Origin of the sequence: Methylobacterium sp. 17Sr1-1 (genome assembly GCF_003173775.1) — a bacterium.
In the GTDB taxonomy this organism is placed as follows: domain Bacteria; phylum Pseudomonadota; class Alphaproteobacteria; order Rhizobiales; family Beijerinckiaceae; genus Methylobacterium.
The window spans coordinates 4,842,772-4,868,713 of record NZ_CP029552.1; the positions used below are offsets into that span (position 1 = coordinate 4,842,772).

A 25,942-nucleotide genomic window follows, 5' to 3' on the forward strand; every position below is an offset into this window, starting at 1 on the left:
CGCTCTTTTGTTCGATGGTGTGGCCGAGAATTGTCCGATGAAACCGATTCCGCTGCTCTGTCCCAATGCAAGCAGAGCACGGGATCCCCTCTCCAGGCGATGCCGGGCTTGCCAGAGATCCTTGCCCGGTATCGCGGCAAGGTGTGGGAGAGGGGAGACGCGTTCAATTCTTATCCGGCCGGATCAAGCCGAGACCGTATGACACCGATTCCGGTGAACTGGTCTCCCTCTCCCGGATCTCCTTCCGACAACGCTCCGATCGTCCGAGAAAGAGGGGCGATCCGCCATACTGACCCAGGGTTCCGCGCCACGCCATTCCGGAAAGTCGTGACATATAACGGTTACATGCAGTAAAATATCGGATCTCACCGGATCTTAACGCTTGCCCGGCTAACATAGCGACCTCGTCTCCCCGGTGGGTCCTTCGATGAAGCTCCGGTTCCCCAGCGTCGGTCTGCGCGCACAGATTGCGGTCCTCGGCGTCGGCGGAGTCCTTCTGCTGGGAATCGTCTTCGGCTGGGGCTCGTGGAGCCAGGAGCGGCTCCAGGCGAGCGCCGACCGGGCTGCCGATCTCTCGGCCCGGATCACCGCCTTCGCGGACGATCTCCTCAAGGCGCATCAGGTCGAGACCGACTTCCTGCTCCACCGGAAGGACGCGCTGATCGACGAGCGCCAGGCTCTGCTGACGAAGGCCGGCGAGCGCCTCGACGAGATCGAGCGGCAGGTCGCCCCTCTGCCGGACGATGCGCCGCTCAAGGCGGCGGAGGCGTTGCGGGCCGGTCTCAACATCTATGCCACGCGCTTCCAGAACGTCGCGGCGGCGCAGCGCACCCTCGGCTTCACCGAGAAGGACGGGCTGCAGGGGCGCTTGCGCGGGGCGATCCACGACGTCGAGACGCGGCTCGCCCGGATCGACGAGCCGCGTCTCGCCGTGCTGATGCTGATGATGCGCCGGCACGAGAAGGACTTCATGCTGCGGGGCGACGAGGCCTACGGTGACGCGCTGCGGGAGCGGGCGGCGGAGTTCGTCGAGGCGCTGAAGGCCACGCGGCTGAGCCCGGCCGAGCGGGGTGAGATCGGCGACCTCGTCGGGCGCTACCGGGACGGCTTCATGGCCTACCTCGTCGGCGCCGGCAGCCTGAAGGAGGAAGCCGACGACCTCGCGACGCTCTACACCCGCCTCGCGCCCCGCATCGCCGCGGTCGCGCAGACCGCCGAGGAGGAGCGCGCCGGTGCGCAAGCGGCGGTGACCGCGTCGCGGGACTGGACCGGCCGGCTGATCCTCGGCTGCATCGGCTTCGTCGTGCTGTGCGCCGCCAGCCTGTCCTGGTGGGTTGGCCAGCGCATCTCCGGCCCGCTGACGCAGCTGGCCGACGCCATGGGACGGGTCGCCGGCGGCGACCTCGCGGTCGCCGTGCCGGATTCCCGCCGCCGCGACGAGATCGGCGCCATCGGCCGCGCCTTCGCGGTGTTCCACGCCAAGATGGTGGAGAACGGCGCGCTCGTCGCCGAGCAGGCCTCCTTGCGCGCGGGCAGCGAGGCGGAGCGCCGAGCGGCGTTCCGGGACATGGCCGACCGGTTCGAGCAGGCCGTCGGGGCCGTGGTCGCCACGGTCTCGGCCTCGGCGGGCGCCCTCCAGGAGACCGCCCGCGGCATGAGCGCCATCGCCATCGGCACGGCGGAGCGCTCGGCCACCGTGGCGGCGGCGGCCGAGGAGACGGCGCGGAACGTCGAGCTGGTCTCGGCGGCCGCGGGGCAGGTCGGCCTGTCGGTGACGGTGATCGGCGGGCAGGTGCGGGATTCCGCCGACCTCGCGCGGCGGGCCGTGGCCGAGACCGACGAGGCCGGCGCCTTCGTCCAGGCCCTCGACGGGGCCGCGGCGCGGATCGGCGACGTGGTGCAGCTGATCTCGTCGATCGCCGCCCAGACGAACCTGCTGGCGCTGAACGCGACGATCGAGGCGGCCCGCGCCGGCGAGGCCGGCCGCGGCTTCGCGGTGGTCGCGGCGGAAGTGAAGCAGCTGGCGAGCCAGACCGCGCGGGCGACGGAAGAAGTCGGCGGCCAGATCGGCGAGATCCAGGCCGCCACGGCCCGCGCCGTCGCGGCGATCGGCACGGTCACGGCGCGCATCCGGGAGATCGACGGGGGCGCCGCCGCGATCGCCGCGGCGACGGCCCAGCAGGGCGAGGCGATGCAGGAGATCGCCCGCAACGTGGCGCAGGCCGCGACCGGCACCGGCGAGGTGACGCGCACCATCGCGAGCGTCGCGCAGGATTCCGAACGGGCCGGCGCCGCCGCCGCCGCGGTGCTGGAATCGGCCTCGGCGCTCACGCAGCAATCCGACCGGCTCGGGGCCGAGGTCGCGGGCTTCATCGCCTCGGTGCGCGCCGCCTGACGCGCGGCGACGACCAGTTTACAGCGGCCCGCGCCCTATGAAAGGCTGGCGCCCCGATTCCCGCGAGACGCCCCCGATGACCGATTTCGCCGCGCGCCGCGCCGCCTTCCGGCGGCTCCACGAGAGCGGCTGCTTCGTGATGCCGAATCCCTGGGACATCGGCACGGCCCGCTACCTCGCGGCGATGGGTTTTCCGGCGCTCGCCACGACCAGCTCCGGCTACGCCTTCACCCGCGCCCTGCCGGACACCGACTGGGCGGTACCCCTCGACGCGATGCTCGCCCATATCGCCGAGATCGTCGCCGCCACCGACCTGCCGGTGAACGCCGATTTCGAATCCGGCTACGCGCACGATCCCGAGGGTGTCGCCCGCAACGTCGCGTCTTGCGTCGCGACCGGAATCGCCGGCCTGTCGATCGAGGATGCCACCGGGGATCCCGCCCGGCCGCTCTACGACATCCGGGAGGGCGCCGAGCGCATCCGCGCCGCGAAGGCCGCGATCGACGCTGCGGGCGCCGACGTGATGCTGACCGGCCGGGCCGAGTGCTACCTCACCGGCCACCCCGAGCCGCTGCCGGAGGCGATCCGCCGGCTCCAGGCCTATGCCGAGGCGGGGGCCGACGTGGTCTACGCGCCGGGCCCGAAACGGCGCGAGGAGATCCGCACCCTTGTCGAGGCGCTGGCGCCGGTGCCGGTCAACCTCCTGATGAGCACCAATCCGGGCCTCAAGGTCGCCGATCTCGAAGGTCTCGGCGTCCGCCGGATCAGCGTCGGCTCGTCGCTGGCGCGGGCGGCCTGGACCGGCTTCATCCGGGCGGCCAAGCGCATCCACGACGAGGGCAGCTTCGGCGGCTTCGACGGGTCGGTGAGCTTTTCGGAGATCAACGGCTTCTTCCGCGACGACCTGAAGGAGCGGGGCGGCGCATGACTCCCGATCGCGATCCCGTCACCGGCCTGCCGATCGGCTGGCCAGTCGCCGACACCGCCCCGGCCCCCGCGCCGGAGCGGGTCCGCCTGGAGGGGCGCCACGTCACGGTCGTGCCCCTCGAGGCGGCTCACGCCGCCGACCTCGCCGACGGCGCCGTCGGGCCGGGCCGGGAGGCCCTGTGGCAGTACATGGCCGCCGGGCCGTTCGACGACCGCGCGGCGTTCGAGGCCTACATCGCGGCCTGCGCCGCCTCGGCCGATCCGCTGTTCTACGCCATCTTGGATGTCCGCACGGGCAAGGCGGTCGGCCACGCCTCCCTGATGCGGATCGACCGGGCGAACCGGGTGATCGAGATCGGCAACATCCTCTACACCCCGGCGCTCCAGCGCACGCCGGGCGCCACCGAGGCGATGCGGCTCCTCGCCGGTTACGTCTTCGACCTCGGCTATCGCCGCTACGAGTGGAAGTGCAACGCCCTCAACGCGCCCTCGCGGCGCGCGGCCGAGCGCCTGGGCTTCACCTACGAGGGGCTGTTTCGCCAAGCGGTGATCGTCAAGGGCCGCAACCGCGACACGGCCTGGTTCTCGATGCTCGACGGCGAGTGGCCGCAGCGCGCCCAAGGCTTCGACCGCTGGCTGGCGTCCGACAACCTCGACGGCGGCCAGTCCCTGCGACTCGGCGCGCTCAACCGGGCGACGATCCCGGGAAGCCCCTTGCGCCGCGCGACCACCGCCGACGAGGCCGCCCTCGCGAGCCTCCAGGAGGCGGCCTACGCGCCGAACCGCCCGCTCCTCGGCGTCGAGCCGGTGCCGCTCCTCACGCCGGCCGCCGAGGTGCTGGCGCGCTACGAGGTCTGGCTGCCCGACCATGACGGCAAGCCCGCCGGCGCCCTGATCCTCGACCCGACCTCCGATCACCTGATGATCTGGAGCGTGTCGGTCGATCCGGCGCATCAGGGCAGCGGCTTCGGCAACGTCCTGCTGGCGGCCGCCGAGGCGAGGGCGCGGGACCTCGACCTGTCGTGCCTGCGGCTCTACACCGGGGACAAGCTCGTGCGGAACATCGACTGGTACGCGCGGCGGGGCTACGCCACCGAGCGGGTCGAGGATCTGCCGGACCGGCGCCTGGTCCACATGCTCAAGCGTCTCGCCTGAGGCGCCACGGTTTCACGGACAAGCCCCGCCGGCGAGCGGGGCACGACACAAGCGGGAGGACAGAATGGCGGGACGTCTGACGGGCAAGCGCGCGGTCGTGACGGCGGCGGGCCAGGGGATCGGCCGCGCCATCGCGGCGGCCTTCCTCGCCGAGGGCGCGGAGGTGCTGGCGACCGACCTCGATGCGGGCAAGCTCGAGGGCTTGAAGGGCGCGCAGGCCGCCTCCCTCGACGTGCGCTCGGATGCGGCGGTGCAAGAATTCGCCAGGCAAGCCGGGCCGGTCGACGTGCTGGTGAACGCCGCGGGCTTCGTCCATCACGGCACCATCCTCGATTGCACCGACGCCGAGTGGGACCTCGCCTTCGACCTCAACGTGCGTTCGATGCACCGCACGATCCGGGCCTTCCTGCCCGGCATGCTGGAGCGCGGCAACGGCTCGATCGTCAACATCGCCTCGGCCGTCGGCGCCGATGCGACCGCGCCCAACCGCTACGTCTACGGCGCCTCGAAGGCGGCGGTGGTCGGCCTCACCAAGGCGGTGGCGCGGGACTTCATCCGCAGCGGCGTGCGGGCGAACGCGATCTGCCCCGGCACGATCCAGTCGCCCTCCCTCGACGACCGCATCGCGGCGCTCGCGGAGATGAACAAGACCTCGGTCGAGGCCGCCCGCCAGGCCTTCATCGACCGCCAGCCGATGGGCCGGCTCGGCACGCCGGAGGAGATGGCCCTGCTCGCCGTCTATCTCGCCTCGGACGAGTCCCGCTTCACCACCGGCCAGACCCACGTCGCCGACGGCGGCTTCACGCTCTGATCCGACGGCGCAGGAGTTTTTTCCATGCATATCCTCATCCTCGGTGCCGCCGGCATGGTCGGCCGCAAGCTCCTCGACCGGCTGGTCAAGGACGGCTCCCTCGGCGGCGAGACCATCTCGCGCCTGACCCTGCACGACGTGGTGCCGCCCGAGGCACCCGCCGGCACCGCGATCCCGGTCTCGCTCTCGGCCTCCGACTTCTCCGATCCCGGCGAGGCCGAGCGCCTGGTCGCCGGCCGGCCGGACGTGATCTTCCACCTCGCGGCGATCGTGTCGGGCGAAGCGGAGGCCGATTTCGACAAGGGCTACCGGATCAACCTCGACGGCACCCGCCGCCTCTACGACGCCGTGCGGGCGATCGGGGAGGGCTACAAGCCGCGCTTCGTCTTCACCTCGTCGGTGGCGGTGTTCGGCGCGCCGATGCCCGACCCGATCCCCGACGAGTACCTGACGGCGCCGCTCACCAGCTACGGCACCCAGAAGGCGATCGGCGAGCTTCTGCTCTCCGACTACAGCCGGCGGGGAATCTTCGACGGCGTCGGCATCCGCCTCCCCACCATCTGCGTCCGGCCGGGCAAGCCCAACAAGGCGGCCTCGGGCTTCTTCTCCGGCATCATCCGCGAGCCGCTCGCCGGCCAGGAGGCGGTGCTGCCGGTCTCCGACCAGGTCCGTCACTGGCACGCCTCGCCGCGCTCGGCGGTCGGCTTCCTGCTGCATGCCGCGACGATCGACACCAAGCGCCTCGGCGATCGCCGCAACCTGACCATGCCGGGGGTCGGCGCCACGGTGGCCGAGCAGATCGAGGCCCTGCGCCGCGCCGCGGGTGATGCCGCCGTCGCCCGCATCCGCCGCGAGCCCGACCCGACGATCGAGCGCATCGTCTCCGGCTGGCCCCGCACCTTCGACGCGCGGCGCGCGCAGGAGCTCGGCTTCAAGGCCGAGCCCGACTTCGATGCGATCGTGCGGGCGCATATCGAGGACGAGCTGGGCGGGAAGGTGCCGGCGTAAGGCTTGAAACCAGCATCGGCGGGCTGTTACGCGCGCCGAAACCATCATTCTCTCCCGCCCCCTTTCCCGGACGACTGGAGCGATAGCGGAAGGAGATCCGGGATCCAGCGCAAGAAATGCCGCGAAGCGGCTCTGAATGCTGCGCCGTTGCAGACAAGCAGACGCTTCGCGACTTTCTGTGCTGGATCCCGGATCTCCTTCCACTTCGGTTCAGTCGTCCGGGAAAGGGGGCGGTGTTGTTTAGCAACCGGACAAAAAGAAACGGGCGGCACTCACGTGCCGCCCGCCTTCAGTTCCTGATATCGAAATCTCAGCCGCGCTGAGCCACCGTCACGTAATCCCGCTTCGGGGCGCCGGTGTAGAGCTGGCGCGGACGGCCGATCTTCTGGGACGGGTCCTCGATCATCTCGGCCCACTGGCTGATCCAGCCGACGGTGCGGGCGAGCGCGAACAGCACCGTGAACATCGAGGTCGGGAAGCCCATCGCCTTGAGCGTGATGCCCGAGTAGAAGTCGATGTTCGGGTACAGCTTCTTCTCGATGAAGTAATCGTCCTTGAGGGCGATCTGCTCCAGCTCCATCGCGACGTCGAGCAGCGGATCGTCCTTGATGCCGAGCTCGCTCAGCACCTCGTGGGTGGTCTTCTGCATGATGCGGGCGCGCGGGTCGTAGTTCTTGTAGACCCGGTGACCGAAGCCCATCAGGCGGAAGGGATCGTTCTTGTCCTTGGCCTTGGCGACGTACTCGGAGACGCGCTCCGGCGTGCCGATCTCGGCCAGCATCTTCAGCGCCGCCTCGTTGGCGCCGCCATGGGCGGGACCCCACAGGCAGGCGATGCCGGCGGCGATGCAGGCGAAGGGGTTGGCGCCCGAGGAGCCGGCCAGACGCACCGTCGAGGTCGAGGCGTTCTGCTCGTGGTCGGCGTGCAGGATGAAGATCCGGTCGAGCGCGCGCGACAGCACCGGGTTAGGCTGGTACTCCTCGCACGGCACCGCGAAACACATCCGCAGGAAGTTCGAGGTGTAGTCGAGGTCGTTCTTCGGATACACGAAGGGCTGGCCGATCGTGTACTTGTACGCCATGGCCGCGAGCGTCGGCATCTTGGCGATCATGCGCATGGAGGCGATCATGCGCTGCTTCTCGTCCGTGATGTCGGTCGAGTCGTGGTAGAACGCCGAGAGCGCGCCGACCGAGGCCACCATGACGGCCATCGGGTGGGCGTCGCGGCGGAAGCCCTGGAAGAACCGGTTCATCTGGTCATGCACCATGGTGTGGCGCGTGACGCGGTAGTCGAAGTCGGCCTTCTGGGCCGCGGTCGGCAGCTCGCCGTACAGCAGCAGGTAGCAGGTCTCGAGGAAGTCGCCGTGCTCGGCCAGCTGCTCGATCGGGTAGCCCCGGTACAGGAGCACGCCCTCGTCGCCGTCGATGTAGGTGATCTTCGACTCGCAGGAGGCGGTCGAGGTGAAGCCCGGGTCGTAGGTGAACTGGCCGGTCTGCGCGTAGAGCTTGCTGATGTCGATGACGCTCGGACCGATCGTGCCGGCCTTGGTGGGCATCTCGATCGCGCGGCCGTTCACCGTGAGGGTGCTGGTGGGGAGGCTCATGGGGTTGCGGACCCTTTCATCAACGTGACTGAGCGTTGGCGCCTCGACCGCGGCCCCCGGGGCAGGGCGGCGACTTTGCTGCGGGTGCTCACTCGCCGACCGGGTTAGCGGATCGTCGCATCGGCATCAACCACGGCTCCCCGCACAGGTGACAGAATTCACTTTCTGTTCAGAGGCGGTCGGATCGCCCCCGCGACGGTGGATTCGCGGGGGCCGTGCCGTCGGGGTCAGGCCGCAACCTGCTCGCGCAGGCGCTCCAGGCTCTCCTCGCGGCCGAGCACCGCCATCACGTCGAAGAGCGGCGGCGACGTCGTCCGGCCGGTGAGCGCGGCCCGCAGGGGCTGGGCCACCTGCCCGAGCTTGACCCCGGTGCTCTCGGCGAAATGCCGCACCGCACCCTCGGTCGAGGCGGCGCTCCACTCGTCGAGCGCTTCGAGGTGGGTGAGCGCGCCGGCCAGCCGCTCGCGCCCGCCATTGCCGAGGAGGCCGGTCGCCTTCTCGTCGAGGGCGAGGGGGCGGGGCGCGTAGAGGTAGTAGGCGCTGTCGACGAGTTCGATCAGGGTCTTGGCCCGCTCCTTCAGCCCCGGCATCGCGGCGATGAATTTTTCCCGCAAGGCCGGATCGAGGGGAGCCGAGAGGCCCCAGCGCTGCCCTTGCGTCGGCAGGATCGCCTCGATCGCCTCCACCAGCGCCTCGTCCGAGGACGAGCGGATGTAGTGCCCGTTCAGGTTCTCGAGCTTGGCGAAGTCGAACCGGGCCGGCGAGCGCCCGACCGAGGCGAGATCGAAGGCGGCGATCATCTCCTCGGTCGAAAAAATCTCCTGGTCGCCGTGGCTCCAGCCGAGGCGCACGAGGTAGTTGCGCAGGGCGACCGGCAGGTAGCCGAGGTCGCGATAGGCGTCGACGCCCAGCGCGCCGTGGCGCTTCGAGAGCTTCGCCCCGTCCGGCCCGTGGATCAGCGGGATGTGCGACATGTTCGGCACGTCCCAGCCGAGCGCCTGGTAGATCTGGGTCTGGCGCGCCGCGTTGGTGAGATGGTCGTCGCCGCGGATGACATGGGTCACGCCCATGTCGTGGTCGTCGACCACCACCGCCAGCATGTAGGTCGGCGTGCCGTCCGAGCGCAGCAGGACGAGGTCGTCGAGGTCCTTGTTCTGCCACACCACCCGGCCCTGCACCGCGTCCTCGACCACGGTCTCGCCGTCGGTGGGGGCGCGAAGCCGGATCACCGGCTTGACGCCGACGGGCGCCTCCGAGGGGTCCCGGTCGCGCCAGCGGCCGTCGTAGCGGATCGGCTTGCCCTCGCGGCGGGCGGCCTCGCGCATCTCGGTCAGCTCGTCGGGCGTGGCGTAGCAGTGATAGGCCCGCCCCGTTGCGAGCAGCCCCTCCGCCACCTCGCGGTGCCGGGCGGCGCGGGCGAACTGGTAGACCACGTCGCCGTCCCAATCGAGGCCGAGCCAGTTGAGCCCGTCGAGGATCGCGTCGATGGCCCCTTGCGTCGAGCGCTCGCGGTCGGTGTCCTCGATGCGCAGCAGCATCCGGCCGCCGTGCCGGCGCGCGTAGAGCCAGTTGAACAGTGCCGTGCGGCCCCCGCCGATGTGGAGGAAGCCCGTGGGCGACGGGGCAAAGCGGGTGACGACGGAGGACATGCGCGACGTGAACCGGGTGAGAGCGAAAAAACGGTGTGGCCGGGGCCGTTAGGGCAGGGTTGCTCGAGTCGACCCGCCGGCGCCGGGTCCTGTAGCATGCGCGGGACGAGCCGTTAAGAAACCGTCTTCCGGGCCGTCCCGCCACGGCGGGACCAGCGGCGGTTGGGCGCAGCCTCGTCGGGTCGGGACGCGGGATGGCGGGGCCGGGGGCAGGAACGGGTTTGGCGACGCGCCGGTTGCGTGCGCTGCCGGCGCCCGTGCTGCTGCTGCCGGCTTTGGGCAGCTGGTTCTCCGCCGGGCTCGCGCTGGAGGCCGCGCAGCGCCGTCTGTTTCCCTGGCTGGCCGTGGCCTTCGGCGCCGGGGCCCTCCTGTTCCTCACCGTGGCGGACGGCCCGGCCGTGCTCGCCGCGCCGCTCGGCTGCGGCATCGCGCTCGCCGGGGGGGCCTTCGCGCTCCGGGCCCGGGCGGTGGCGCCGGCCCTGCTGCTCGCCGCCGCCTTCGTGTTCTTCGGCTTCGCCGCCGCGGCCTACCGCACCGCCAGCGTCGCCGCGCCGGTGCTCGCCCGCACGGTGATCGCGCCGCTCCACGGCTTCGTCGAGGCGCTGGAGGAGCGGGAGGAGGGCGCGCGGCTCGTGGTGCGGGTCGTGCGGCTCGGCGAGATGCCCGTCTCCGAGCGCCCGGCCCGGGTGCGGGTCTCGTACCGCCGCGCCGACAATCTGAAACCCGGCGACTACGTCGAGGCCAAGGCGCGCCTGTTGCCCCCGCCGGAGCCGGCCCGGCCCGGCGGCTACGACTTCTCCCGCGACGCGTACTTCCGCGGCATCGGCGCCGTCGGCTCGCTCCTCGGCCAGGCTGTCGTCAAGCCGCCGCCGGAGCCGGCGCCGCTCGCCTTGCGCTTCGCCGCCGGCCTCGACGAGGCCCGCAACGCGCTCACCCGCCGCATCGCCGAGTCGAATGGCGGCCAGCCGGGTGCGGTGGCGGCGGCCCTCGTCACCGGCAAGCGCGGCCTCATCGACCAGCCCACCAACGACACCCTGCGGGCGGCCGGCATCTATCACGTCGTGTCGATCTCCGGGTTGCACATGGTCCTGGCCGCCGGCGTGGTGTTCTGGCTCGCCCGGGCGCTCCTCGCCCTGGTGCCGGGGCTGGCCCTCTCCTGGCCGATCAAGAAGATCGCGGCCGCCCTCGCCATGCTCGGGGTCACCGCCTACTGCGCCTTCTCGGGCTGGGACCTCGCCGCCGAGCGCTCGCTGGTGATGACCCTGGTGATGCTCGGCGCGATCCTGGTCGACCGGCCGGCGCTCAGCCTGCGCAACCTCGCGCTCGCCGCCCTGATCTCGCTCACCCGCGAGCCGGAAGGGTTGCTCGGCCCGAGCTTCCAGATGTCGTTCGGGGCGGTGGCCGGGCTCGTCGCCTGCGCCAAGGTGATCGACGGGCGGCTGTGGAATCCGGAGGGAGCCGGGCCGATCACCCGGGCGCTGGCCTGGTGCCTCGCCACGGTGATCGGCACGCTGGCCACCACCCTCGTGGCGCAGATCGCCACCGCGCCCTTCGCCACCTACCATTTCCAGACCGTGCAGCCCTTCGGCCTCGTCGGCAACGCGCTGACCCTGCCGCTCGTCTCGCTGGTGGTGATGCCGGCGGCGGTGCTCGGCATCCTGGCCTATCCCTTCGCCCTCGACCGGCCGGTCTGGTGGGCGATGGGGCTGGCGGTGCGCGGGATGCTCGACATCTCGGCCTGGATCCAGGGCTTCGACCGGGCGACGGTGGTGCTGCCGGCCTTCGGCCCGGGGGCGCTGGGGCTGATGAGCGTGGCCTTGCTGCTCCTGGTGCTGCCGGTGTCCGGCTTGCGCTGGCTCGGCCTCGCCCCCGGCCTCCTCGGCCTCGCGCTCGCGGCGGCGCCGGAGCGCCGCGACCTCTACGTCGACCGCGAGGGCGGCGGCGCGGCCCTGCGCGGGGCCGACGGGCGCCTCGTGGTGCTGGGCAAGCCTCCCGCCTTCGTGCTCGAGCAGTGGCTCAAGGCCGACGGCGACGGCCGCTCCCGCGACGATCCCGGGCTCGCCGCGGGCGCCCGCTGCGACAAGCTCGGCTGCGTCGGCCACGGCCCCCGGGGCGTCAGCGTGGCGCTCGTGCGCGACAAGCGCGCCTTTCCGGAGGATTGCGCCCGCGCGACCGTGGTGGTCTCCCGGCTCGAGGCGCCGCCGGGCTGCGCCGCTTCGCATATCCTCGATAAACGGTTCCTGGCGGCGCACGGGGCGACGACCCTGCGCTTCACGGCGGAGGGCATCGCGATCGAGACGGCCAAGCGGCCGGGTGAGACGCGGCCGTGGCGGCTGGCGCCGGTCGTGGCGTTGCCTGCGCCGCCAGCACCCGTTGCCCCTTTGCCGGATGTGGCGCCGGTGCCACCCCCCGCCGCGCCCGAGGGGGAGGAGGCAGAGGGGCAGAGTGAGCCGTGATGTGATCTCCGCTGATCCGTTCGCATCAGAATAGAGCACATCTCCCCTCTCCCGTATGGGAGAGGGGTCGGGGGTGAGGGTGCTACGCTTCCGCAGAGAACGCCAACCGTTCCGGTTCCAGCACAAAGCTCGCAGCTTCATACTGAAACGTGTCACCCTGCGCGATCTCCGATCGCCCCTGCCCCTCTCCCACACGGGAGAGGGGATCCCGCGCCCTGTCTTCTGGGCAAGATCAGGTGTTGATCGTATGATGTGCCTCACGCCATAGCGTTCAGAAAGTACAGGAGGCCTTACGATGAGCGACGACGATCTCGAACTCATTCACGGAAGCGGGAACGTCTATCGCGACCTGAAAAGACCGCATCCCGATCTCGAACAGGCGCGAGCCCTCGTCGCCGCGCAGATCGTCCGGACGCTCGACGCGCGCGGCCTCACCACGCGCGACGCCGAGGCGGCGACAGGGGTGGCGCACAGCGAGTTCTCCCGCATCCGCAACGCGCAGCCGCGGCGCTTCGCCCTCGACCGGCTGATGACCATCCTGGAGACGCTGGACGGCAACCTGGGGGTCAGGCTGGTGATGCAGCCCCGCCGCCCCGAGGCTCGCGCGACCTGACCCGGCTCGGCCGGTCAGGTCGCGTAACAATCCTACGGCATCAACTTCAGCGCATCGGCGAAGAAGTCCGGCCCACCGAAATTGCCCGACTTGAGCGCCAGCCACATGTCCCGGTCCGTGGTGCGCAGGACCGGCACGCCGGCGGCGATCTCGGGGCCGACGCGGAAGGCCGGCAGGCCGAGGCGGTCGACCACCGCGCCGGAGGTCTCGCCCCCCGCCACCACCAGCCGGCGCACGCCGTGGGCGACCAGCCCCTCGGCGATCCGCGCCATCGCGGCCTCGATGGCGTGGCCGGCGGCGTCGCGGCCGTATTGGGCCTGGACCGCCGCCACCTCCTCCGGGCCGGCGCTGCTGGCGATCAGCACCGGGCCGTCGCCGATCCGCTCCATCGCCCAGGCGAGGGCCTCGCCGCCCTCGTCCTCGCCGGCGAGCAGCCGCGCCGGATCGAGGCGGCGCACCGGCATCGCGGCCTCGGCCCGGGCGATCTGGCCCAGCGTCGCCTGCGAGCAGCTGCCGGCAAGGCAGGCCGCCGGACCGCCGATCGGACCGCCGAGATCGGCCTGCGCGGCCGCCGGCGCGACCCGGCCCGAGGAGACGAGCGCGCGGGCGAGGCCGAGGCCCAGGCCCGAGGCGCCGGTCGAGAGCTTTCGGGTCAGGGCGGCCGCACCCAGAACCGCGAGGTCGCGGTCGAGCACCGCGTCGGCGATGGCCGCGCCCTTGCCCTCGCGGGCCAGTGCGTCGAGCCGCGCGCTCACCGCCTCGGCGCCTTGCGCGACGGTGGAAAGGTCGATCAGGCCGACCTCCGCCTGGCTCTGGCGCACCAGCACCCGCACGAGGTTCGAATCCCGCATCGGGTTGAGCGGGTGATCCTTCAGCGGGCTCTCGGCGAGCGGCACCGCGCCGACGAAGAGGTGGCCGAGATAGACCGTGCGCGCCGTCTCCGGGAAGGCCGGGGTGACCAGCGCGATCGCCTCGCCGGCATCCTCGCGCAGGGCGTCGGTCACCGGGCCGATATTGCCGGCATCGGTCGAATCGAAGGTCGAGCAGACCTTGAACAGCAGGTGGCCGGCGCCGCGAGCATTGAGCCACGCGGCGGCCTCGCGCGAGCGCGCCACCGCCTCTTCGGCCGGAATCGAGCGGCTCTTGAGCGAGACCACCACGGCGTCGACCTCGGGCAGCGCGAGATCGTCCGCCGGCACCCCGATGGTCTGGACCGTGCGCAGGCCCGCCTTGGTCAGGGTGTTGGCGAGGTCGGAGGCGCCGGTATAGTCGTCGGCGATGCAGCCCAGCGCCAGGGTCATGTCCGTGCTCCCTTGTAGGGGGCGAACCAGCCGAGCCCCTCGCGCGTGCCGGCCCGCGGGTTGTACTCGCAGCCGATGAAGCCGTCATAGCCGAGCCGGTCGAGCTCGGCGAACAGGAAGGCGTCGTTCATCTCGCCGCTGCCGGGCTCGTGCCGCTCCGGCACGCTCGCGGTCTGGACGTGGCCGACGATCGGCATCAGCGCACGCAGCCGCATGGTCACGTCGCCGTGCAGGATCTGGCAGTGGTAGAGGTCGAACTGGAGCTTCAGGTTCGGCAGCGCCAGCTCGCGGATCAGGTCGGCGGCGTAACCGAAATCGTTGAGGAAGTAGCCCGGCATGTTGCGGGCGTTGATCGGCTCGAGGACGAGGTCGAGACCTTCTGCGCCTAAGCGCTCCGCCGTCCAGGCGACGGCGCGGCGATAGGAGTCCCGGGCTTGCCGGTCGTTGCGGTCGGCCATGCCGGCCATCAGGTGCAGGCGCTTGACGCCCGTCGCGCGGGCGTAACCGAGCGCCGTCTCGACGCCGCCCTTCAGCTCCTCGAACCGGTCGGGGAGGGCGGCGAGGCCGCGCTCGCCGGCGGCCCAGTCGCCGGGGGGCAGGTTGAACAGGGCCTGGGTCAGGCCGTGCGCCCTAAGGCGCTCGCCCACCGCCTCGGGCGGATGGTCGTAGGGAAACAGGAACTCGACCGCCTCGAACCCGGCCTCGGCGGCCTGCGCGAAGCGGTCGAGGAACGGGACTTCGGTGAACATCAGGGTCAGGTTCGCGGCGAAGCGCGGCATGAATGTCCTCCCTCTCGGGCGCGGCGGCGCCGGTGTCTTGGCGGGCTTGTCTTGATCGACCGACACGGCTGGTCGATCACGGGCACCCGACCTTGCCGACTCTCAGGGTCATCCCGGGGCCGCGCAGCGGAGCCCGGGATCCAGAACCACAGGATATTCAGGATAAAGCGGCGAGTGTTCCGCTTCGTTCTGGAGCACCTGAGTGTCTGGATTCCGGGCTCCGCTTCGCGGCCCCGGAATGACGCGGAGGGTGTCAGCTCGGCTTGTTTGGACGTGACGGCTTACCCCGCCCCACCCGGCAGGGCCGTCCCCGTCACCTGCGCGTAGATCCGCGCCACCGAGGCGTCGTCGTCGCGGCCCATGCCGGCGCCGGCGGCCATCAGGAACATCTGGAGCGCGGCGGCGGCCACCGGCACAGGGAACTTCTGGGTCCGGGCCATGTCCTGCACGATGCCCAGATCCTTGACGAAGATGTCGACCGCGCTGCGCGGCGCGTAATCGCCGTCGAGCACGTGCGGCATCCGGTTCTCGAACATCCAGGAATTGCCGGCAGACGCCGTGATGACCTCGTAGACCTTGCGCAGGTCGAGCCCCTGGCGCGCCGCGAAGGCCATCGCCTCGCTCGCCGCGGCGATGTGCACGCCGGCGAGCAACTGGTTGATCATCTTGAACGCCGCGCCCTGGCCGGCGGCATCGCCCAGCTCGTAGAGCTTGGCCGCCATGGCGTCGAGGGCGGGCTTCGCCTGGGCGAAGGCCGCCGCGCTGCCGGAGGCCAGGATCGTCAGCTCGCCTTGCGCCGCGCGCTGGGCGCCGCCGCTGATCGGCGCGTCGAGGTAGTGGCGGCCGGTGGCCTCGAGCCGGGCGGCGAGGCGGCGGGCGATCTCGGGGTCCATCGTGGCGCAGGAGACGAACACCGCGCCTTCCGGCATCGCCTCGGCGATGCCGCCCTCTCCGAACAGCACCGCCTCGGTCTGGGCGGCGTTGACGACGACGCAGACCACGATGCTTGCGTCCCGCGCGGCCTGCGCCGCGCTGGCGGCGCCGCGGCCGCCCTCGGAGGCGAAACGTGCCACGTTGTCGGGTGTGACGTCGCTGCCGGCGACGTCGAGGCCGGCCCGGCGCAGGGCCTGCGCCATGCCGTAGCCCATCGAGCCGAGACCGATCACTGCGACGCGGGCGGGGGTGTCGCTCATGCCGTATCCTCCCTGCGGGCCGTGACCGGCCCGGACCTGCGCGATCTGACGCCGCGCCATCGCCCCAAGCTCTAGCACTGATTTGGCAGCGCTGCCAATCCGGATCATGGATCCGTTGAGCCGGCCCGGGAACCGTGACATCGTGGCGGTCCCGAGCCGCCGTGACAAGGTGCCGGGCGACGACGGGAGGGCGGATGGACGAGGGGGGCAACGAGGCCTTCGCGGCCGACGAGGACGGCTTGCGGGACGGGATCGGCCGGCGCCCAATCACGCTCGCGGACGTCGCCCGCGAGGCGCGGGTCGGCGAGAGCACGGTGTCGCGGGTCCTGCGCAGCCACGGCTCGTTCTCGGAGAAGACCCGGGCCCGGGTCGAGGCGGCGGTGGCGCGCCTCGGCTACGTGCCGAACCGCATCGCCGGGACGCTGGCCTCCACCGGCTCGCGGCTGATCGGCATCGTCATCCCGTCGCTCACCAACATCGTCTTCCCGGACCTCCTGCGCGGCGCGACCGCGGCCCTGGAGCAGGAGGGCTTCCAGTCGGTGATCGCCGTCACCGATTACGACCAGGACAAGGAGGAGGCGGTGGTCGGCTCGCTGCTGAGCTGGCGCCCGGCCGGGCTGATCGTCACCGGGCTCGAGCACAATCCGGGCACGCGTCGGCGGCTGCTTGCCAGCGGCGTGAGGGTGGCCGAGCTCCTCGACGTCGACGGGCCGGGGCTCGACATCGTCGTCGGCTATTCCAACCGCGCGGCCGGCGAGGCGAGCGCCCGCCACCTCGCCGGCCGCGGCTATCGCCGCATCGGCTATATCGGCCACGACCTCACCAAGGATAAGCGCGCCGCCAAGCGCTATGCCGGCTTCCGCGAGGCCTTGGGTGCGGCCGGGCTGGCGCTCGCCGGCGAGGAGCGGGTGGCGAGTCCGTCCTCGGTCGAGGCCGGCCGGCAGGGGCTGGAGACCCTGCTCGCCCGTGTGCCGGACCTCGACGCGGCCTATTTCTCGAACGACGACATGGCGCTCGGCGGCTATTTCCACTGCCTCGCCCACGGCCTTTCGGTTCCGGGACGGCTGGCCTTGTTCGGCTATAACGGCCTCGATGTCGGCCGGCTGATGCCGCAGCCGCTCGCCACCATCCGCACCCCGCGGGTCGAGGCCGGCACGACGGCGGCCCGGCTCCTCTGCACCGGGGGCCCGGCGACGGTGGTGGATCTCGGCTTCGAGCTGATCGAGGGAGCGACGGCGTGACGGATGTATCGGGCAAGAGCGAATCCTCCCTGCGCGAGGCGATCTGCCGCTTCGGCCGCTCGCTGTTCGAGCGCGGCCTGACGCCGGGCTCGTCGGGCAACATCTCGCTGCGCCTCGACGACGGCGGCTGGCTGGTGACGCCGACCAACGCCTCCCTCGGCTTCCTCGACCCGGCCCGGATCTCCCGCCTCGACCGCGACGGGCGGCTTTTGTCCGGCGACAAGCCCACCAAGGAGATCCCGCTCCACGGTGCCCTCTACGACAGCCGGGCTTCCGCCCGGGCGATCGTCCACCTCCACTCGACCCACGCCGTCGCGGTCTCGATGCTGCCGGAGATCGACCCCCGCGCGGTGCTGCCGCCGCTGACCCCCTACAGCCTGATGCGGGCCGGCGCGGTGGCTTTGGTGCCCTACTACCGCCCCGGCGACCCGGCGGTGGCGGACGCGATCCGGGGGCTCGCGGGCCAATATTCCTCGGTGCTGCTCGCCAATCACGGGCCGGTGGTCGCCGGCGACGACCTGGAGGCGGCGGTCTTCGCCACCGAGGAGCTGGAGGAGACCGCCAAGCTCTACCTGCTCCTGCGCAACCTCAACCCGCGCCACCTGACCCCGGCGCAGGTGCAGGATCTGGTGGCGCATTTCGGGCTGACATTGCCGGAGCACGGGCACGACCATTGAGGGCTCGTTTGGCGGGCCCGACTTTTTTGACACCCACAGGGTCATTCCGGGGCCGCACAGCGGAGCCCGGAATCCAGAAACTCAGGTGGGAGACGATCAGGCGGAAAGCGTCCGCACTTTTTGTCGCCCTCAGCGGCTCTGGATTCCGGGCTCCGCTACGCGGCCCCGGAATGACTCGGAGAGGGTCAAGGCTGTGGCGCGAGGCGAGCAGCTCGCTCGCTTTCTATTCCAATCGAGAGAGCGGATGCCTGCGATCATGTCTGACGAGTCCGCCTGGGTGACCACCGACAAGGCGCTCGTCGCGTCACTCCCGGGTGGACAGGCCGTCATCAAGTGGTTCGGGTTCTGCCCGAGCTTCCACGATGCGACCCTGGACGGCATCACCATCGCGGGTGGCAACGCATCGCTCACGCTCGGGGCGTTCCGGATGACGGATCGGACCGACGAGGAGGGTTATTTCATCCTCGACCGGCACGCACAGGTGGTGATCCACATGCGCCGCGTCACCGGGCTGAGCCTGACGGGCGACGCCGCATCCATCATCTCGGAGCTGACTGTCAGGCGCCTGCCCGCGACTCCGGACCGATCCGAATGGCCGACCTGCACCGGACCCGCAGCGGGCGACATCGAGGTCGCGTTCGGCACCTCGATCGGCCTCACCGGATCATTCTACGCCGGGGACGTGGAATTCGAGCTTCGTCCTGCCGAAGAACCAGCGTAGCGCGAGAAGGCTCGAAGACATCTCCGGCCGGTGGCGCTCCCAAGGGGACTCGAACCCCTGTTTTCGCCGTGAGAGGGCGACGTCCTAGACCGCTAGACGATGGGAGCTGGCCCGGCGGGATGGCGGCGGTATAGCGACGGGCCTGGACGGGCACAAGCCCGAAATCGTATGCCGGCGACGTTTTCGAGCGAGGTGGGCAGGAGTGGTGGGGTTGAGCGAGGCTGATCTTCGCGAGGGCGTGATCCCGGAAGGGGAGGGGAGCGAGCGCCTGGACCGGGCCCTGGCGCGGCTCTGGCCGGATTTGTCGCGCAGCCGCCTGCAGGCGCTGATCCGCGAGGGGCAGGTGACCCTGGAGGATGCGCCGGCGGGCGATCCCTCCGCCAAGGTCGTGGGCGGCCAGCGCGTCGCCGTGTCGGTGCCGCCGCCACGCCCGGCCGAGCCGGCGCCGGAGGCTCGCGACCTCGCGGTCGTCTACGAGGACGACGACCTGATCGTGATCGACAAGCCGGCCGGGCTCGTGGTGCATCCGGGCGCCGGCAACGACAGCGGCACGCTGGTCAACGCGCTGCTGGCCCATTGCGGCGCCAGCCTCTCGGGCATCGGCGGGGTCGCGCGGCCGGGCATCGTCCACCGCCTCGACAAGGACACGACCGGCCTGATGGTGGTGGCCAAGACCGACCTCGCCCACCAGGACCTCTCGGCGCAATTCGCCGATCACGGCCGCACCGGGCCGCTGGAGCGGGCCTACCTGGCCCTGGTCTGGGGCCTGCCCGATCCCGCGAGCGGCACGATCGACGCCGCGCTCGCCCGCTCTGAGCGCAACCGGGAGAAGATCGCGGTGGTGCGGGAAGGCCGCGGCCGCCACGCGATCACCCATTACCGCACCGAGGCCGCCCTCGGGGAGCGGGAGGCGGTGGGGCTCGTGCGCTGCCGGCTCGAGACCGGGCGCACCCACCAGATCCGCGTGCACCTCGCCCATCGCGGCCACCCGCTCCTCGGGGACGCGACCTACGGCGCGGCGTTCCGCACCAAGGCGAACCGCCTGGAACCGGAGGCCCGTGCGGCGCTCGACGCCCTCGGCCGGCAGGCGCTGCACGCGGCGCTCCTCGGCTTCCGCCACCCCCGCACCGGCGAAGCGCTCCGCTTCGAGAGCCCGCCGCCGGCCGACATGGCGCGGCTGATCGCGGCGCTGACGCCCTGACGGAGAGACGTTGCGGGAGCGTGGCGGTACGGAACCCGGGATGAGAACCCCTGCCCCGCACGTCTCATTGACGAGGGTGCGGGATCGGGATCGCCCTGCGCGAGGTCTTCCTGCGGCAGTGTGGCACCGCACGCGGCGAACCGCCACGGCAACACAAAACGCCGCCTCACGCGTTAGTCGCGACACCCGTCGCTACCCGGTCGGACCGCTCTCTGCTATGGTGGCAGATCGAACGGCCGGCCAACGGGAGGTCGTTCGCGCTCGCCCATGTCTCGCGGGGAGCTTCTAGGAGGTTGGAATGGCTGCTGCACTTCCCGTGCTCGCCAACGAAGGGGGCCTGTCGCGCTACCTCGACGAGATCCGCCGGTTCCCGATGCTGGAGCCGACGGAAGAGTACATGCTGGCCAAGAGCTGGCGCGAGCACGGCGACCGTGACGCCGCTCACAAGCTCGTGACCTCCCACCTGCGGCTCGTGGCCAAGATCGCCATGGGCTATCGCGGCTACGGCCTGCCGATCGGCGAGGTGGTGTCCGAGGGCAATGTCGGCCTGATGCAGGCCGTCAAGCGCTTCGACCCCGACAAGGGCTTCCGCCTCGCTACCTACGCGATGTGGTGGATCAAGGCGGCAATTCAAGAATACATCCTGCGTTCGTGGTCGCTCGTGAAGATGGGCACCACCGCGAACCAGAAGAAGCTGTTCTTCAACCTGCGCAAGGCCAAGGGCCGCATCTCCGCCCTCGACGAGGGCGACCTGCGCCCCGACCAGGTCAAGCAGATCGCCACCCGCCTCGGCGTGCCCGAGCAGGACGTGATCGACATGAACCGCCGCCTCGGCGGCGACGCGTCGCTCAACGCCCCGTTGCGCGAGGAGGGCGAGGGCGAGTGGCAGGACTGGCTCGTCGACGACAGCCCGACCCAGGAGACCGTGCTCGCCCGCGAGGAAGAGGGGCAGAACCGCCTCGCCGCCCTCAAGGATGCGCTGGGCGTGCTCAACCCGCGCGAGCGCCGGATCTTCGAGGCCCGGCGGCTGGCCGACGACCCGATCACCCTGGAGGACCTGTCGAGCGAGTTCGGCGTCTCTCGCGAGCGGGTGCGGCAGATCGAGGTGCGGGCCTTCGAGAAGGTGCAGGATGCGGTCAAGCGCAACCTCGCCACCCGCGAGGCGCCGCGGGCGGGGGTGCCGGCCTGAGGTAGGCCGGCACTAGAGCACTTCACGATCGCGTTGCAATCGTGAAGCTCTCTAAGTTCTTGATTTTGCAGCATTTTCTGCGACGAACCGGTATCCGCTCCGTCGGAAAATGCTCTACCCCATCGGCACCACGATCGAGAGGCCGATCAGCACCAGGGGCATCGCGACCAGCGCCTGCACGGTCTGCACCGCCGTGATGCCAGCCATCAGCGGCGCATCGCCGCCGAGCTGGCGGGCGAGGATGTAGGCCGAGGAGGCGGTCGGCAGCACCTGGAACAGCAGGGCCGTGGTGAGCGCCGGCCCGTGCAGCCCGAGCCCGTGCGCCACCAGCACGGTCGCCGTCGGCATCGCCAGGAACTTCATCGCCGAGGCCGAAGCCACCGGGCGGATCCAGGCCCGGGCGCCCTCGAATTCGAGCGCCGCCCCGACGCAGAGCAGGCCGATCGGCAGCGACGCCGCGCCTAGTGTGCGCAAAGCCGGCTCCAGCCCCGGCGGCAGGCCCCAGCCGAGGAGCTGGACGGCGAGGCCCGCCAGCGACGACACGATCAGCGGATTGGTGGCGAGCTGCCGGAGGATGCCCCGCGGCGTCAGCCGCGCCGCGCCGTGGCGGGCGAAGACCAGCACGCACAGCACGTTGACCGTCGGCACGATCGCCGCGTTGCAGATCGCCGCGAGCGCGATCCCCTTGGCCCCGAACAGCCCGGCGGCGAGCGTGACGCCGACGTAGTTGTTGAAGCGCACGCTGCCCTGGAACACCGAGGTGAAGGCCGGCCCGTCGATCCGCATGACGGGCCGCAGGGCGACGACGAGGGCCGCCACGACGAGGGTCGAGAGGATCAGCGTCAGGGCGAGCGCGCCCACCGGCACCGCCTCGACCTGCGCGGTGGCGAGGCTGTGGAAGAACAGGCTCGGCAGCAGCACGAAGTAGCCGAGGCGCTCGGCCTGCGGCCAGAAAGCTTCCGCGAGGAAGCGGCGGCGGCGCAAGGTCAGGCCGAGGGCCGTCAGGATGACGACCGGCAGGAGGGCCAGCAGGACGGCGCCGGTCATGATGAGGCTGTCTCGGGGCAGGGTTGTCGTCGAACAGGGCTGAGCGTTCCGCAACCGGCCCGCGATGCGGAAGTCAAGGTTCTCGCTTAGCCGATGGGACTGCCCGCTCCCAGCCGCTCCCGGGTAGGGCGGCCATGCGTGGCTCAACGGGCCGCCCGGCGATTCCTCGGCAAAGCGGCGCATCGCGCTCCCGCTCGGTCGGTGCCTGCCCCGGATGGGCCGTCACGTTACCGACATATCCGTCGCGGCTGACCTCGATGCGCCAGAGGACCGGGGCTGGGGTGCGCATCGGCCAGGTGCAGGGCGTGACTCGCCGCCGTGGTGGAGGAGCAGGGGGCCGCGACCCGGGAGATCGTCCGCAACGTGGCGCAGGCGGCGAGCGGCACCTCCGGGGTGACCGGCAACATCGCGGGCGTGGCGCGCGCCTCGGAGGATACCGGCGCGGCGGCGTCCCAGGTGCCGGCCTCGGCCTCCGAGCCGTCGCGCCAGTCCGAGCACCTCACGGCCGAGGTCGGACGCTTCCTCGTGACGATCCGGGCGGCGTGAGGCGGCTGGCGCGAGCTAAGGAGTGGGATCCGCCGCTTACCGCCGCTCGGCCGGGATGCGGCGGCTCACGGCTGCCACTGCTCGAACGCCTCCCGCATCACCTTCTCCCCCGCATTGCCCTTCTCGAAGGTCAGGATCGCCCGGTTGCCGTTGGCGTAGCGGATCGGCAGGTCGATCCAGTTGCGCTTGAGCAGGAGATCGGTGTTGCGCTCGATGTCGGCCTTGAGGTTCGAGAGGCCGATCAGGAACAGGTTGTCGCGCACCGGCACCGGCAAGCCGGAGACCGGGGAGCCGCGGCCGGACTCATCGTCCTTGAACTGGATCAGGCCGACATCGCGCACGGTGCGGTTCGGGTCGGTCGCCGTGAAGGTGAGCTCGAGGATGTGCGAGGCCGGCAGGGTTGCGTCGGTGTTGCGGCGCAGCACCATCGCCAGGCTCAGGCCCGCGTCGGGCACGTCGACGGTGCCCCGCACCACGGTCTGGAGCGGCTGGCCCTGGCCGCCGTTCACGGCGTCGAGACGCCAGACCACCCGGGCCTGCGTCGCCTTCGGGGCGCTGCCCTGGGGACCGTTCTCCTCGTAGAGGGTGCCGCGCTGCGCGACCGCGATGTCGGGCGTCGGCGACGGGCGCGGGGCGCCGCCCGGCGGGGCGGCGGCGGGCGCCGCCGGCGCGGGGGCCGGGGCCTGGGGCGCCCGCTCGCCGCCGACCCGATCGGCGAATTTCGAATCCTGGTTCTCGGCCGGGCGGTTGGGGCCGTTCTCGGCAAATCCCGCCGGCAGGGCGGCGGGGTTGTCGCGCAGGGACCAGGCGGTGACCGCGATGGCGCCGACGATGGCCGCCAGCACCGCCGCCACGATGCCGTTGCGCACCAGCCGCGAGCGGTCGCGCTTGGGCGCCACCACGTCGAGGCGGGGGCGCTGGGGACCCGGATCGGCTGTCCCCGGCTCCTCCGCAGGATCGGGCGTGCGCGCCCGCGCCGGAGGCAGCTTCAGCTCGACCGGGGGGCCGGCCTCCGGCAGGGCGTCGGCGTGGTGCGGCGCCGGGGTCTCGGGGGGCGCCGGCTCGGGCAGGGCAGGGGGGACGATGGCGCGCGGCGGCTCCGGCGGCATCGCCGGTTCCGGCGTCGGCTCCCGGGGCGGTTCCGGGTGGTTATGCGGCTCGGGTGGAGCGGGCTCAGGCGGGGCGGGCTCGGGCGGGCCGCCATGCTCGATCTCGAGCCGGGCGATGGCCCGGTCGAGGGAGACCCGCTCGGCCTCGATGTCGGCCTCCGACAGGGGCGGATCGAGGGAGCGGAGCTGGCCGATCAACGCCGCGCGGGCGCGCTCGTAGACCGTGTGCCGCAGGTCGGGCGAACGGTCGGGCAGGGCCTCGAGGGCGCGGGCGAGCAGGGGATAGTAATCGGCCATGGTCGCCGCATGCCTTGTCGTGCGGGGCGGCGGGCGTCAAGCTTCGCCCGCCGGGTACGCGAAGGATTCCCCTCAATCCTCCAAATTCCGCTCAATCCTCGAAGGGGTTGTGGACCAGGATGGTGTCGTCCCGCTCCGGCGAGGTCGAGAGCAGGGCGACAGGCGCGCCGATCAGCTCCTCGATCCGGCGCACGTACTTGATCGCCTGGGCCGGCAGGTCGGCCCAGGAGCGGCCGCCCGCGGTGGTCTCGCTCCAGCCCTCGAAGGCCTCGTAGATCGGCTCGACCCGGGCCTGGTCGGCCTGGCTCGCCGGCAAGTGGTCGATCTCGCGGCCGTCGAGGCGGTAGCCGGTGCAGATCTGGATCGTCTCGAACCCGTCGAGGATGTCGAGCTTGGTGAGCGCGATGCCGTCGATCCCCGAGGTCCGCACGGTCTGGCGCACGAGGGCGGCGTCGAACCAGCCGCAGCGGCGCTTGCGCCCGGTGACGACGCCGAACTCGCGCCCGCGCTCGCCGATGCGCTCGCCGATCGCGTCGGTGAGCTCGGTCGGGAACGGCCCCTCGCCGACCCGGGTGGTGTAGGCCTTGACGATCCCGAGCACGTAGCCGATCGCCCCCGGGCCGAGGCCCGAACCGGTCGCGGCCTGCGCCGCCACGATGTTCGAGGACGTCACGTAGGGGTAGGTGCCGTGGTCGACGTCGAGGAGCGCGCCCTGCGCGCCCTCGAACAGGATGCGCTTGCCGGAGCGCCGCGCGTCGTCGAGGAGCGACCACACCGTGTCGGCGAAGGGCAGGATCTTCGGGGCGATGGCGAGAAGCTCGGCCTTCAGCGCCGCACCGTCGATCTCGTCGATGCCGAGGCCCCGGCGCAGGGCGTTGTGGTGGGCGAGCAGGCGGCCGATCTTGGCGTCGAGCATCTCGGCATCGGCGAGGTCGACGACCCGGATCGCCCGGCGGCCGACCTTGTCCTCGTAGGCCGGGCCGATGCCGCGCTTGGTGGTGCCGATCTTCAGGACCGCGTTCGAGGTCTCGCGGAAGTGGTCGAGCTCGCGGTGCAGCGGCAGGATCAGCGTCGCGTTGTCGGCGATGCGCAGGTTCTCGGGCGTGATCGCCACGCCCTGCAGGCCGATCTTGGCGATTTCCTCGACGAGGTGCCAGGGATCGACCACGACGCCGTTGCCGATGACCGAGAGCGTGCCGCCGCGCACCACGCCCGAGGGCAGGAGCGACAGCTTGTAGGTCACGCCGTCGATCACGAGGGTGTGGCCGGCATTGTGCCCGCCCTGGAAGCGCACCACGACGTCGGCCTGCTCGGAGAGCCAGTCGACGATCTTGCCCTTGCCCTCGTCGCCCCACTGGGCGCCCACGACGACGACGTTCGCCATATCAAAAATACCCGTCCCTGCCCGCCGCGCGAAAAGCCCCGGCGCGCGAAGGCGCGGGGCTGATCGGCTCAGCGATGGTGTCACGCGTGTGCGCTCTTCGGCGATCCCGGCCGGGAAATCAAGCGAGGCCCGGAAGATGCGCCGTGCGCGGAGGTCGTCGGCGCTACTTCGCCTGCGTGTTCGGGCCCTGGCCCGGCAGCTCGCCCGGCTTGATCACCGGGGTCGAGTTCGGGGCCGGCTCCGGGGGCCGCACCGCCATGTCCGGGGCGCCGGTGGCCGGCGGCTTGATCACGCCGTCCGACTGCTGGAGCTTGTCGCTGAGCGTCGATCCGGTCGTGTCGGACTTGTCGGCGTTCGAGGTCGCATCGCCGGGCCGGACCTTCTCGGGGATGGTCTGGTTCAGGGGCGGCAGGTTCGGATCGCGGTCACGCCCCTTCAGGGGTACCTCGGGCGACTGGGCGAGGGCGGCGGTGGCGCCGGCGACGATCGCCAGCACGGCCAGCCCGCCGCGCGTCAGCTTGGACATTCGGGTTCTCCCAGGAATTCGGGTCTCCTGAGGGAAACAGGGCCGGCACCGGTCAGTTCCGGCCCCGCTTGGCTTTAGAGCCCTTCACGATCGCGTTGCCATCGCGAAGCTCTC

General features: G+C 71.4%; 21 protein-coding genes, 1 tRNA gene and 1 pseudogene. 13 read left to right on the forward strand and 10 right to left on the reverse strand.

Annotation, left to right across the window (positions count from 1 at the left end; translation table 11 throughout):
- The first annotated feature begins 427 nt into the window (after positions 1 to 427).
- The 5 genes from DK412_RS21970 to denD all read left to right on the forward strand — a co-directional run bounded on the left by DK412_RS21970 (position 428) and on the right by denD (position 6,296).
- Positions 428 to 2,395, forward strand: coding sequence for a methyl-accepting chemotaxis protein (locus DK412_RS21970; protein WP_109973697.1), 1,968 nt, complete (start codon positions 428 to 430; stop codon positions 2,393 to 2,395).
- A 76-nt stretch (positions 2,396 to 2,471) separates the two neighbouring features.
- Positions 2,472 to 3,323, forward strand: a complete 852-nt coding sequence (locus tag DK412_RS21975) for an isocitrate lyase/phosphoenolpyruvate mutase family protein (protein ID WP_109973698.1) — start codon at positions 2,472 to 2,474, stop codon at positions 3,321 to 3,323.
- The gene (locus DK412_RS21980; protein ID WP_109973699.1) at positions 3,320 to 4,477 is read left to right on the forward strand and encodes a GNAT family N-acetyltransferase; all 1,158 of its coding nucleotides are present in this window, start codon (positions 3,320 to 3,322) and stop codon (positions 4,475 to 4,477) included. Before DK412_RS21975 ends, DK412_RS21980 begins: the two co-directional genes overlap by 4 nt.
- A gap of 64 nt (positions 4,478 to 4,541) precedes the next feature.
- Positions 4,542 to 5,288, forward strand: a complete 747-nt coding sequence (locus tag DK412_RS21985) for an SDR family oxidoreductase (protein ID WP_109973700.1) — start codon at positions 4,542 to 4,544, stop codon at positions 5,286 to 5,288.
- A gap of 24 nt (positions 5,289 to 5,312) precedes the next feature.
- Positions 5,313 to 6,296 (forward strand): D-erythronate dehydrogenase, encoded by a 984-nt coding sequence (gene denD / locus DK412_RS21990; RefSeq protein ID WP_109973701.1) that lies wholly within the window; start codon positions 5,313 to 5,315, stop codon positions 6,294 to 6,296.
- A gap of 310 nt (positions 6,297 to 6,606) precedes the next feature.
- Here denD and gltA read toward each other — a convergent pair whose 3' ends face one another.
- Both gltA and gltX read right to left on the reverse strand, forming a co-directional pair.
- Positions 6,607 to 7,899, reverse strand: a complete 1,293-nt coding sequence (gene gltA, locus DK412_RS21995) for a citrate synthase (protein WP_109973702.1) — start codon at positions 7,897 to 7,899, stop codon at positions 6,607 to 6,609.
- Positions 7,900 to 8,126: 227 nt separating this feature from the next.
- Entirely contained in the window at positions 8,127 to 9,548 is a 1,422-nt protein-coding gene (gltX, locus tag DK412_RS22000) for a glutamate--tRNA ligase (RefSeq protein ID WP_109973703.1), read from the reverse strand.
- Between the two features lie 194 nt (positions 9,549 to 9,742).
- On the opposite strand from gltX, the gene DK412_RS22005 reads away from it, so the two are divergent.
- Both DK412_RS22005 and DK412_RS22010 read left to right on the forward strand, forming a co-directional pair.
- A complete protein-coding gene (locus DK412_RS22005; protein WP_109973704.1) occupies positions 9,743 to 12,004 on the forward strand; it encodes a ComEC/Rec2 family competence protein in 2,262 nt (753 codons plus the stop codon).
- Positions 12,005 to 12,299: 295 nt separating this feature from the next.
- Positions 12,300 to 12,617, forward strand: coding sequence for an XRE family transcriptional regulator (locus DK412_RS22010; protein ID WP_109973705.1), 318 nt, complete (start codon positions 12,300 to 12,302; stop codon positions 12,615 to 12,617).
- 32 nt (positions 12,618 to 12,649) lie between these two features.
- Here DK412_RS22010 and otnK read toward each other — a convergent pair whose 3' ends face one another.
- From otnK to ltnD, 3 genes are all read right to left on the reverse strand, one after another.
- On the reverse strand, positions 12,650 to 13,918 hold the full coding sequence (otnK, locus tag DK412_RS22015) for a 3-oxo-tetronate kinase (RefSeq protein ID WP_109973706.1): 1,269 nt from the start codon (positions 13,916 to 13,918) through the stop codon (positions 12,650 to 12,652).
- A complete protein-coding gene (otnI, locus tag DK412_RS22020) occupies positions 13,915 to 14,697 on the reverse strand; it encodes a 2-oxo-tetronate isomerase (protein ID WP_109973707.1) in 783 nt (260 codons plus the stop codon). The genes otnK and otnI overlap by 4 nt, the downstream gene beginning before the upstream one ends.
- 281 nt (positions 14,698 to 14,978) lie before the next feature.
- On the reverse strand, positions 14,979 to 15,950 hold the full coding sequence (gene ltnD / locus DK412_RS22025) for an L-threonate dehydrogenase (RefSeq protein ID WP_109973708.1): 972 nt from the start codon (positions 15,948 to 15,950) through the stop codon (positions 14,979 to 14,981).
- 134 nt (positions 15,951 to 16,084) lie between these two features.
- Here ltnD and DK412_RS22030 point away from each other — a divergent pair, with 134 nt between their 5' ends.
- From DK412_RS22030 to DK412_RS22040, 3 genes are all read left to right on the forward strand, one after another.
- Entirely contained in the window at positions 16,085 to 17,131 is a 1,047-nt protein-coding gene (locus DK412_RS22030) for a LacI family DNA-binding transcriptional regulator (RefSeq protein WP_109973709.1), read from the forward strand.
- Entirely contained in the window at positions 17,128 to 17,808 is a 681-nt protein-coding gene (locus tag DK412_RS22035) for an aldolase (protein WP_109973710.1), read from the forward strand. Before DK412_RS22030 ends, DK412_RS22035 begins: the two co-directional genes overlap by 4 nt.
- Before the next feature lie 277 nt (positions 17,809 to 18,085).
- A complete protein-coding gene (locus DK412_RS22040; RefSeq protein WP_245447173.1) occupies positions 18,086 to 18,529 on the forward strand; it encodes a hypothetical protein in 444 nt (147 codons plus the stop codon).
- A gap of 31 nt (positions 18,530 to 18,560) precedes the next feature.
- Here DK412_RS22040 and DK412_RS22045 read toward each other — a convergent pair.
- Positions 18,561 to 18,636: transfer RNA gene (locus DK412_RS22045), tRNA-Glu, on the reverse strand.
- Between the two features lie 104 nt (positions 18,637 to 18,740).
- Between DK412_RS22045 and DK412_RS22050 the strand changes: the two genes are divergently transcribed.
- Together DK412_RS22050 and rpoH are read left to right on the forward strand one after the other, a co-directional pair.
- On the forward strand, positions 18,741 to 19,730 hold the full coding sequence (locus tag DK412_RS22050) for an RluA family pseudouridine synthase (protein WP_245447175.1): 990 nt from the start codon (positions 18,741 to 18,743) through the stop codon (positions 19,728 to 19,730).
- Between the two features lie 298 nt (positions 19,731 to 20,028).
- Complete coding sequence (gene rpoH, locus DK412_RS22055; RefSeq protein WP_048447606.1) at positions 20,029 to 20,919, forward strand: RNA polymerase sigma factor RpoH; 891 nt, start codon at positions 20,029 to 20,031, stop codon at positions 20,917 to 20,919.
- A 114-nt stretch (positions 20,920 to 21,033) separates the two neighbouring features.
- Here rpoH and DK412_RS22060 read toward each other — a convergent pair whose 3' ends face one another.
- Complete coding sequence (locus DK412_RS22060; RefSeq protein WP_109973712.1) at positions 21,034 to 21,966, reverse strand: AEC family transporter; 933 nt, start codon at positions 21,964 to 21,966, stop codon at positions 21,034 to 21,036.
- 309 nt (positions 21,967 to 22,275) lie between these two features.
- On the opposite strand from DK412_RS22060, the pseudogene DK412_RS22065 reads away from it, so the two are divergent.
- Positions 22,276 to 22,512, forward strand: a pseudogene (locus DK412_RS22065) (methyl-accepting chemotaxis protein); the annotation flags it as partial.
- 65 nt (positions 22,513 to 22,577) lie between these two features.
- Here DK412_RS22065 and DK412_RS22070 read toward each other — a convergent pair.
- The 3 genes from DK412_RS22070 to DK412_RS22080 all read right to left on the reverse strand — a co-directional run bounded on the left by DK412_RS22070 (position 22,578) and on the right by DK412_RS22080 (position 25,828).
- On the reverse strand, positions 22,578 to 23,918 hold the full coding sequence (locus tag DK412_RS22070) for a histidine kinase (protein WP_109973713.1): 1,341 nt from the start codon (positions 23,916 to 23,918) through the stop codon (positions 22,578 to 22,580).
- A 91-nt stretch (positions 23,919 to 24,009) separates the two neighbouring features.
- Entirely contained in the window at positions 24,010 to 25,302 is a 1,293-nt protein-coding gene (locus DK412_RS22075) for an adenylosuccinate synthase (protein WP_109973714.1), read from the reverse strand.
- Positions 25,303 to 25,465: 163 nt separating this feature from the next.
- Positions 25,466 to 25,828 carry a hypothetical protein gene (locus DK412_RS22080; RefSeq protein WP_109973715.1) on the reverse strand — a complete coding sequence of 121 codons (363 nt, stop codon included), beginning with the start codon at positions 25,826 to 25,828 and terminating at the stop codon, positions 25,466 to 25,468.
- Positions 25,829 to 25,942 lie beyond the last annotated feature (114 nt).

Bases quoted from the DNA above. Each gene is read 5' to 3' on its own strand.
- DK412_RS21970 (WP_109973697.1), top strand. From the start codon at position 428: ATGAAGCTCCGGTTCCCCAGCGTCGGTCTGCGCGCACAGATTGCGGTC.
- DK412_RS21975 (WP_109973698.1), top strand. From the start codon at position 2,472: ATGACCGATTTCGCCGCGCGCCGCGCCGCCTTCCGGCGGCTCCACGAG.
- DK412_RS21980 (WP_109973699.1), top strand. From the start codon at position 3,320: ATGACTCCCGATCGCGATCCCGTCACCGGCCTGCCGATCGGCTGGCCA.
- DK412_RS21985 (WP_109973700.1), top strand. From the start codon at position 4,542: ATGGCGGGACGTCTGACGGGCAAGCGCGCGGTCGTGACGGCGGCGGGC.
- denD (WP_109973701.1), top strand. From the start codon at position 5,313: ATGCATATCCTCATCCTCGGTGCCGCCGGCATGGTCGGCCGCAAGCTC.
- gltA (WP_109973702.1), bottom strand. From the start codon at position 7,899: ATGAGCCTCCCCACCAGCACCCTCACGGTGAACGGCCGCGCGATCGAG.
- gltX (WP_109973703.1), bottom strand. From the start codon at position 9,548: ATGTCCTCCGTCGTCACCCGCTTTGCCCCGTCGCCCACGGGCTTCCTC.
- DK412_RS22005 (WP_109973704.1), top strand. From the start codon at position 9,743: ATGGCGGGGCCGGGGGCAGGAACGGGTTTGGCGACGCGCCGGTTGCGT.
- DK412_RS22010 (WP_109973705.1), top strand. From the start codon at position 12,300: ATGAGCGACGACGATCTCGAACTCATTCACGGAAGCGGGAACGTCTAT.
- otnK (WP_109973706.1), bottom strand. From the start codon at position 13,918: ATGACCCTGGCGCTGGGCTGCATCGCCGACGACTATACCGGCGCCTCC.
- otnI (WP_109973707.1), bottom strand. From the start codon at position 14,697: ATGCCGCGCTTCGCCGCGAACCTGACCCTGATGTTCACCGAAGTCCCG.
- ltnD (WP_109973708.1), bottom strand. From the start codon at position 15,950: ATGGCGCGGCGTCAGATCGCGCAGGTCCGGGCCGGTCACGGCCCGCAG.
- DK412_RS22030 (WP_109973709.1), top strand. From the start codon at position 16,085: ATGGACGAGGGGGGCAACGAGGCCTTCGCGGCCGACGAGGACGGCTTG.
- rpoH (WP_048447606.1), top strand. From the start codon at position 20,029: ATGGCTGCTGCACTTCCCGTGCTCGCCAACGAAGGGGGCCTGTCGCGC.
- DK412_RS22060 (WP_109973712.1), bottom strand. From the start codon at position 21,966: ATGACCGGCGCCGTCCTGCTGGCCCTCCTGCCGGTCGTCATCCTGACG.
- DK412_RS22070 (WP_109973713.1), bottom strand. From the start codon at position 23,918: ATGGCCGATTACTATCCCCTGCTCGCCCGCGCCCTCGAGGCCCTGCCC.
- DK412_RS22075 (WP_109973714.1), bottom strand. From the start codon at position 25,302: ATGGCGAACGTCGTCGTCGTGGGCGCCCAGTGGGGCGACGAGGGCAAG.
- DK412_RS22080 (WP_109973715.1), bottom strand. From the start codon at position 25,828: ATGTCCAAGCTGACGCGCGGCGGGCTGGCCGTGCTGGCGATCGTCGCC.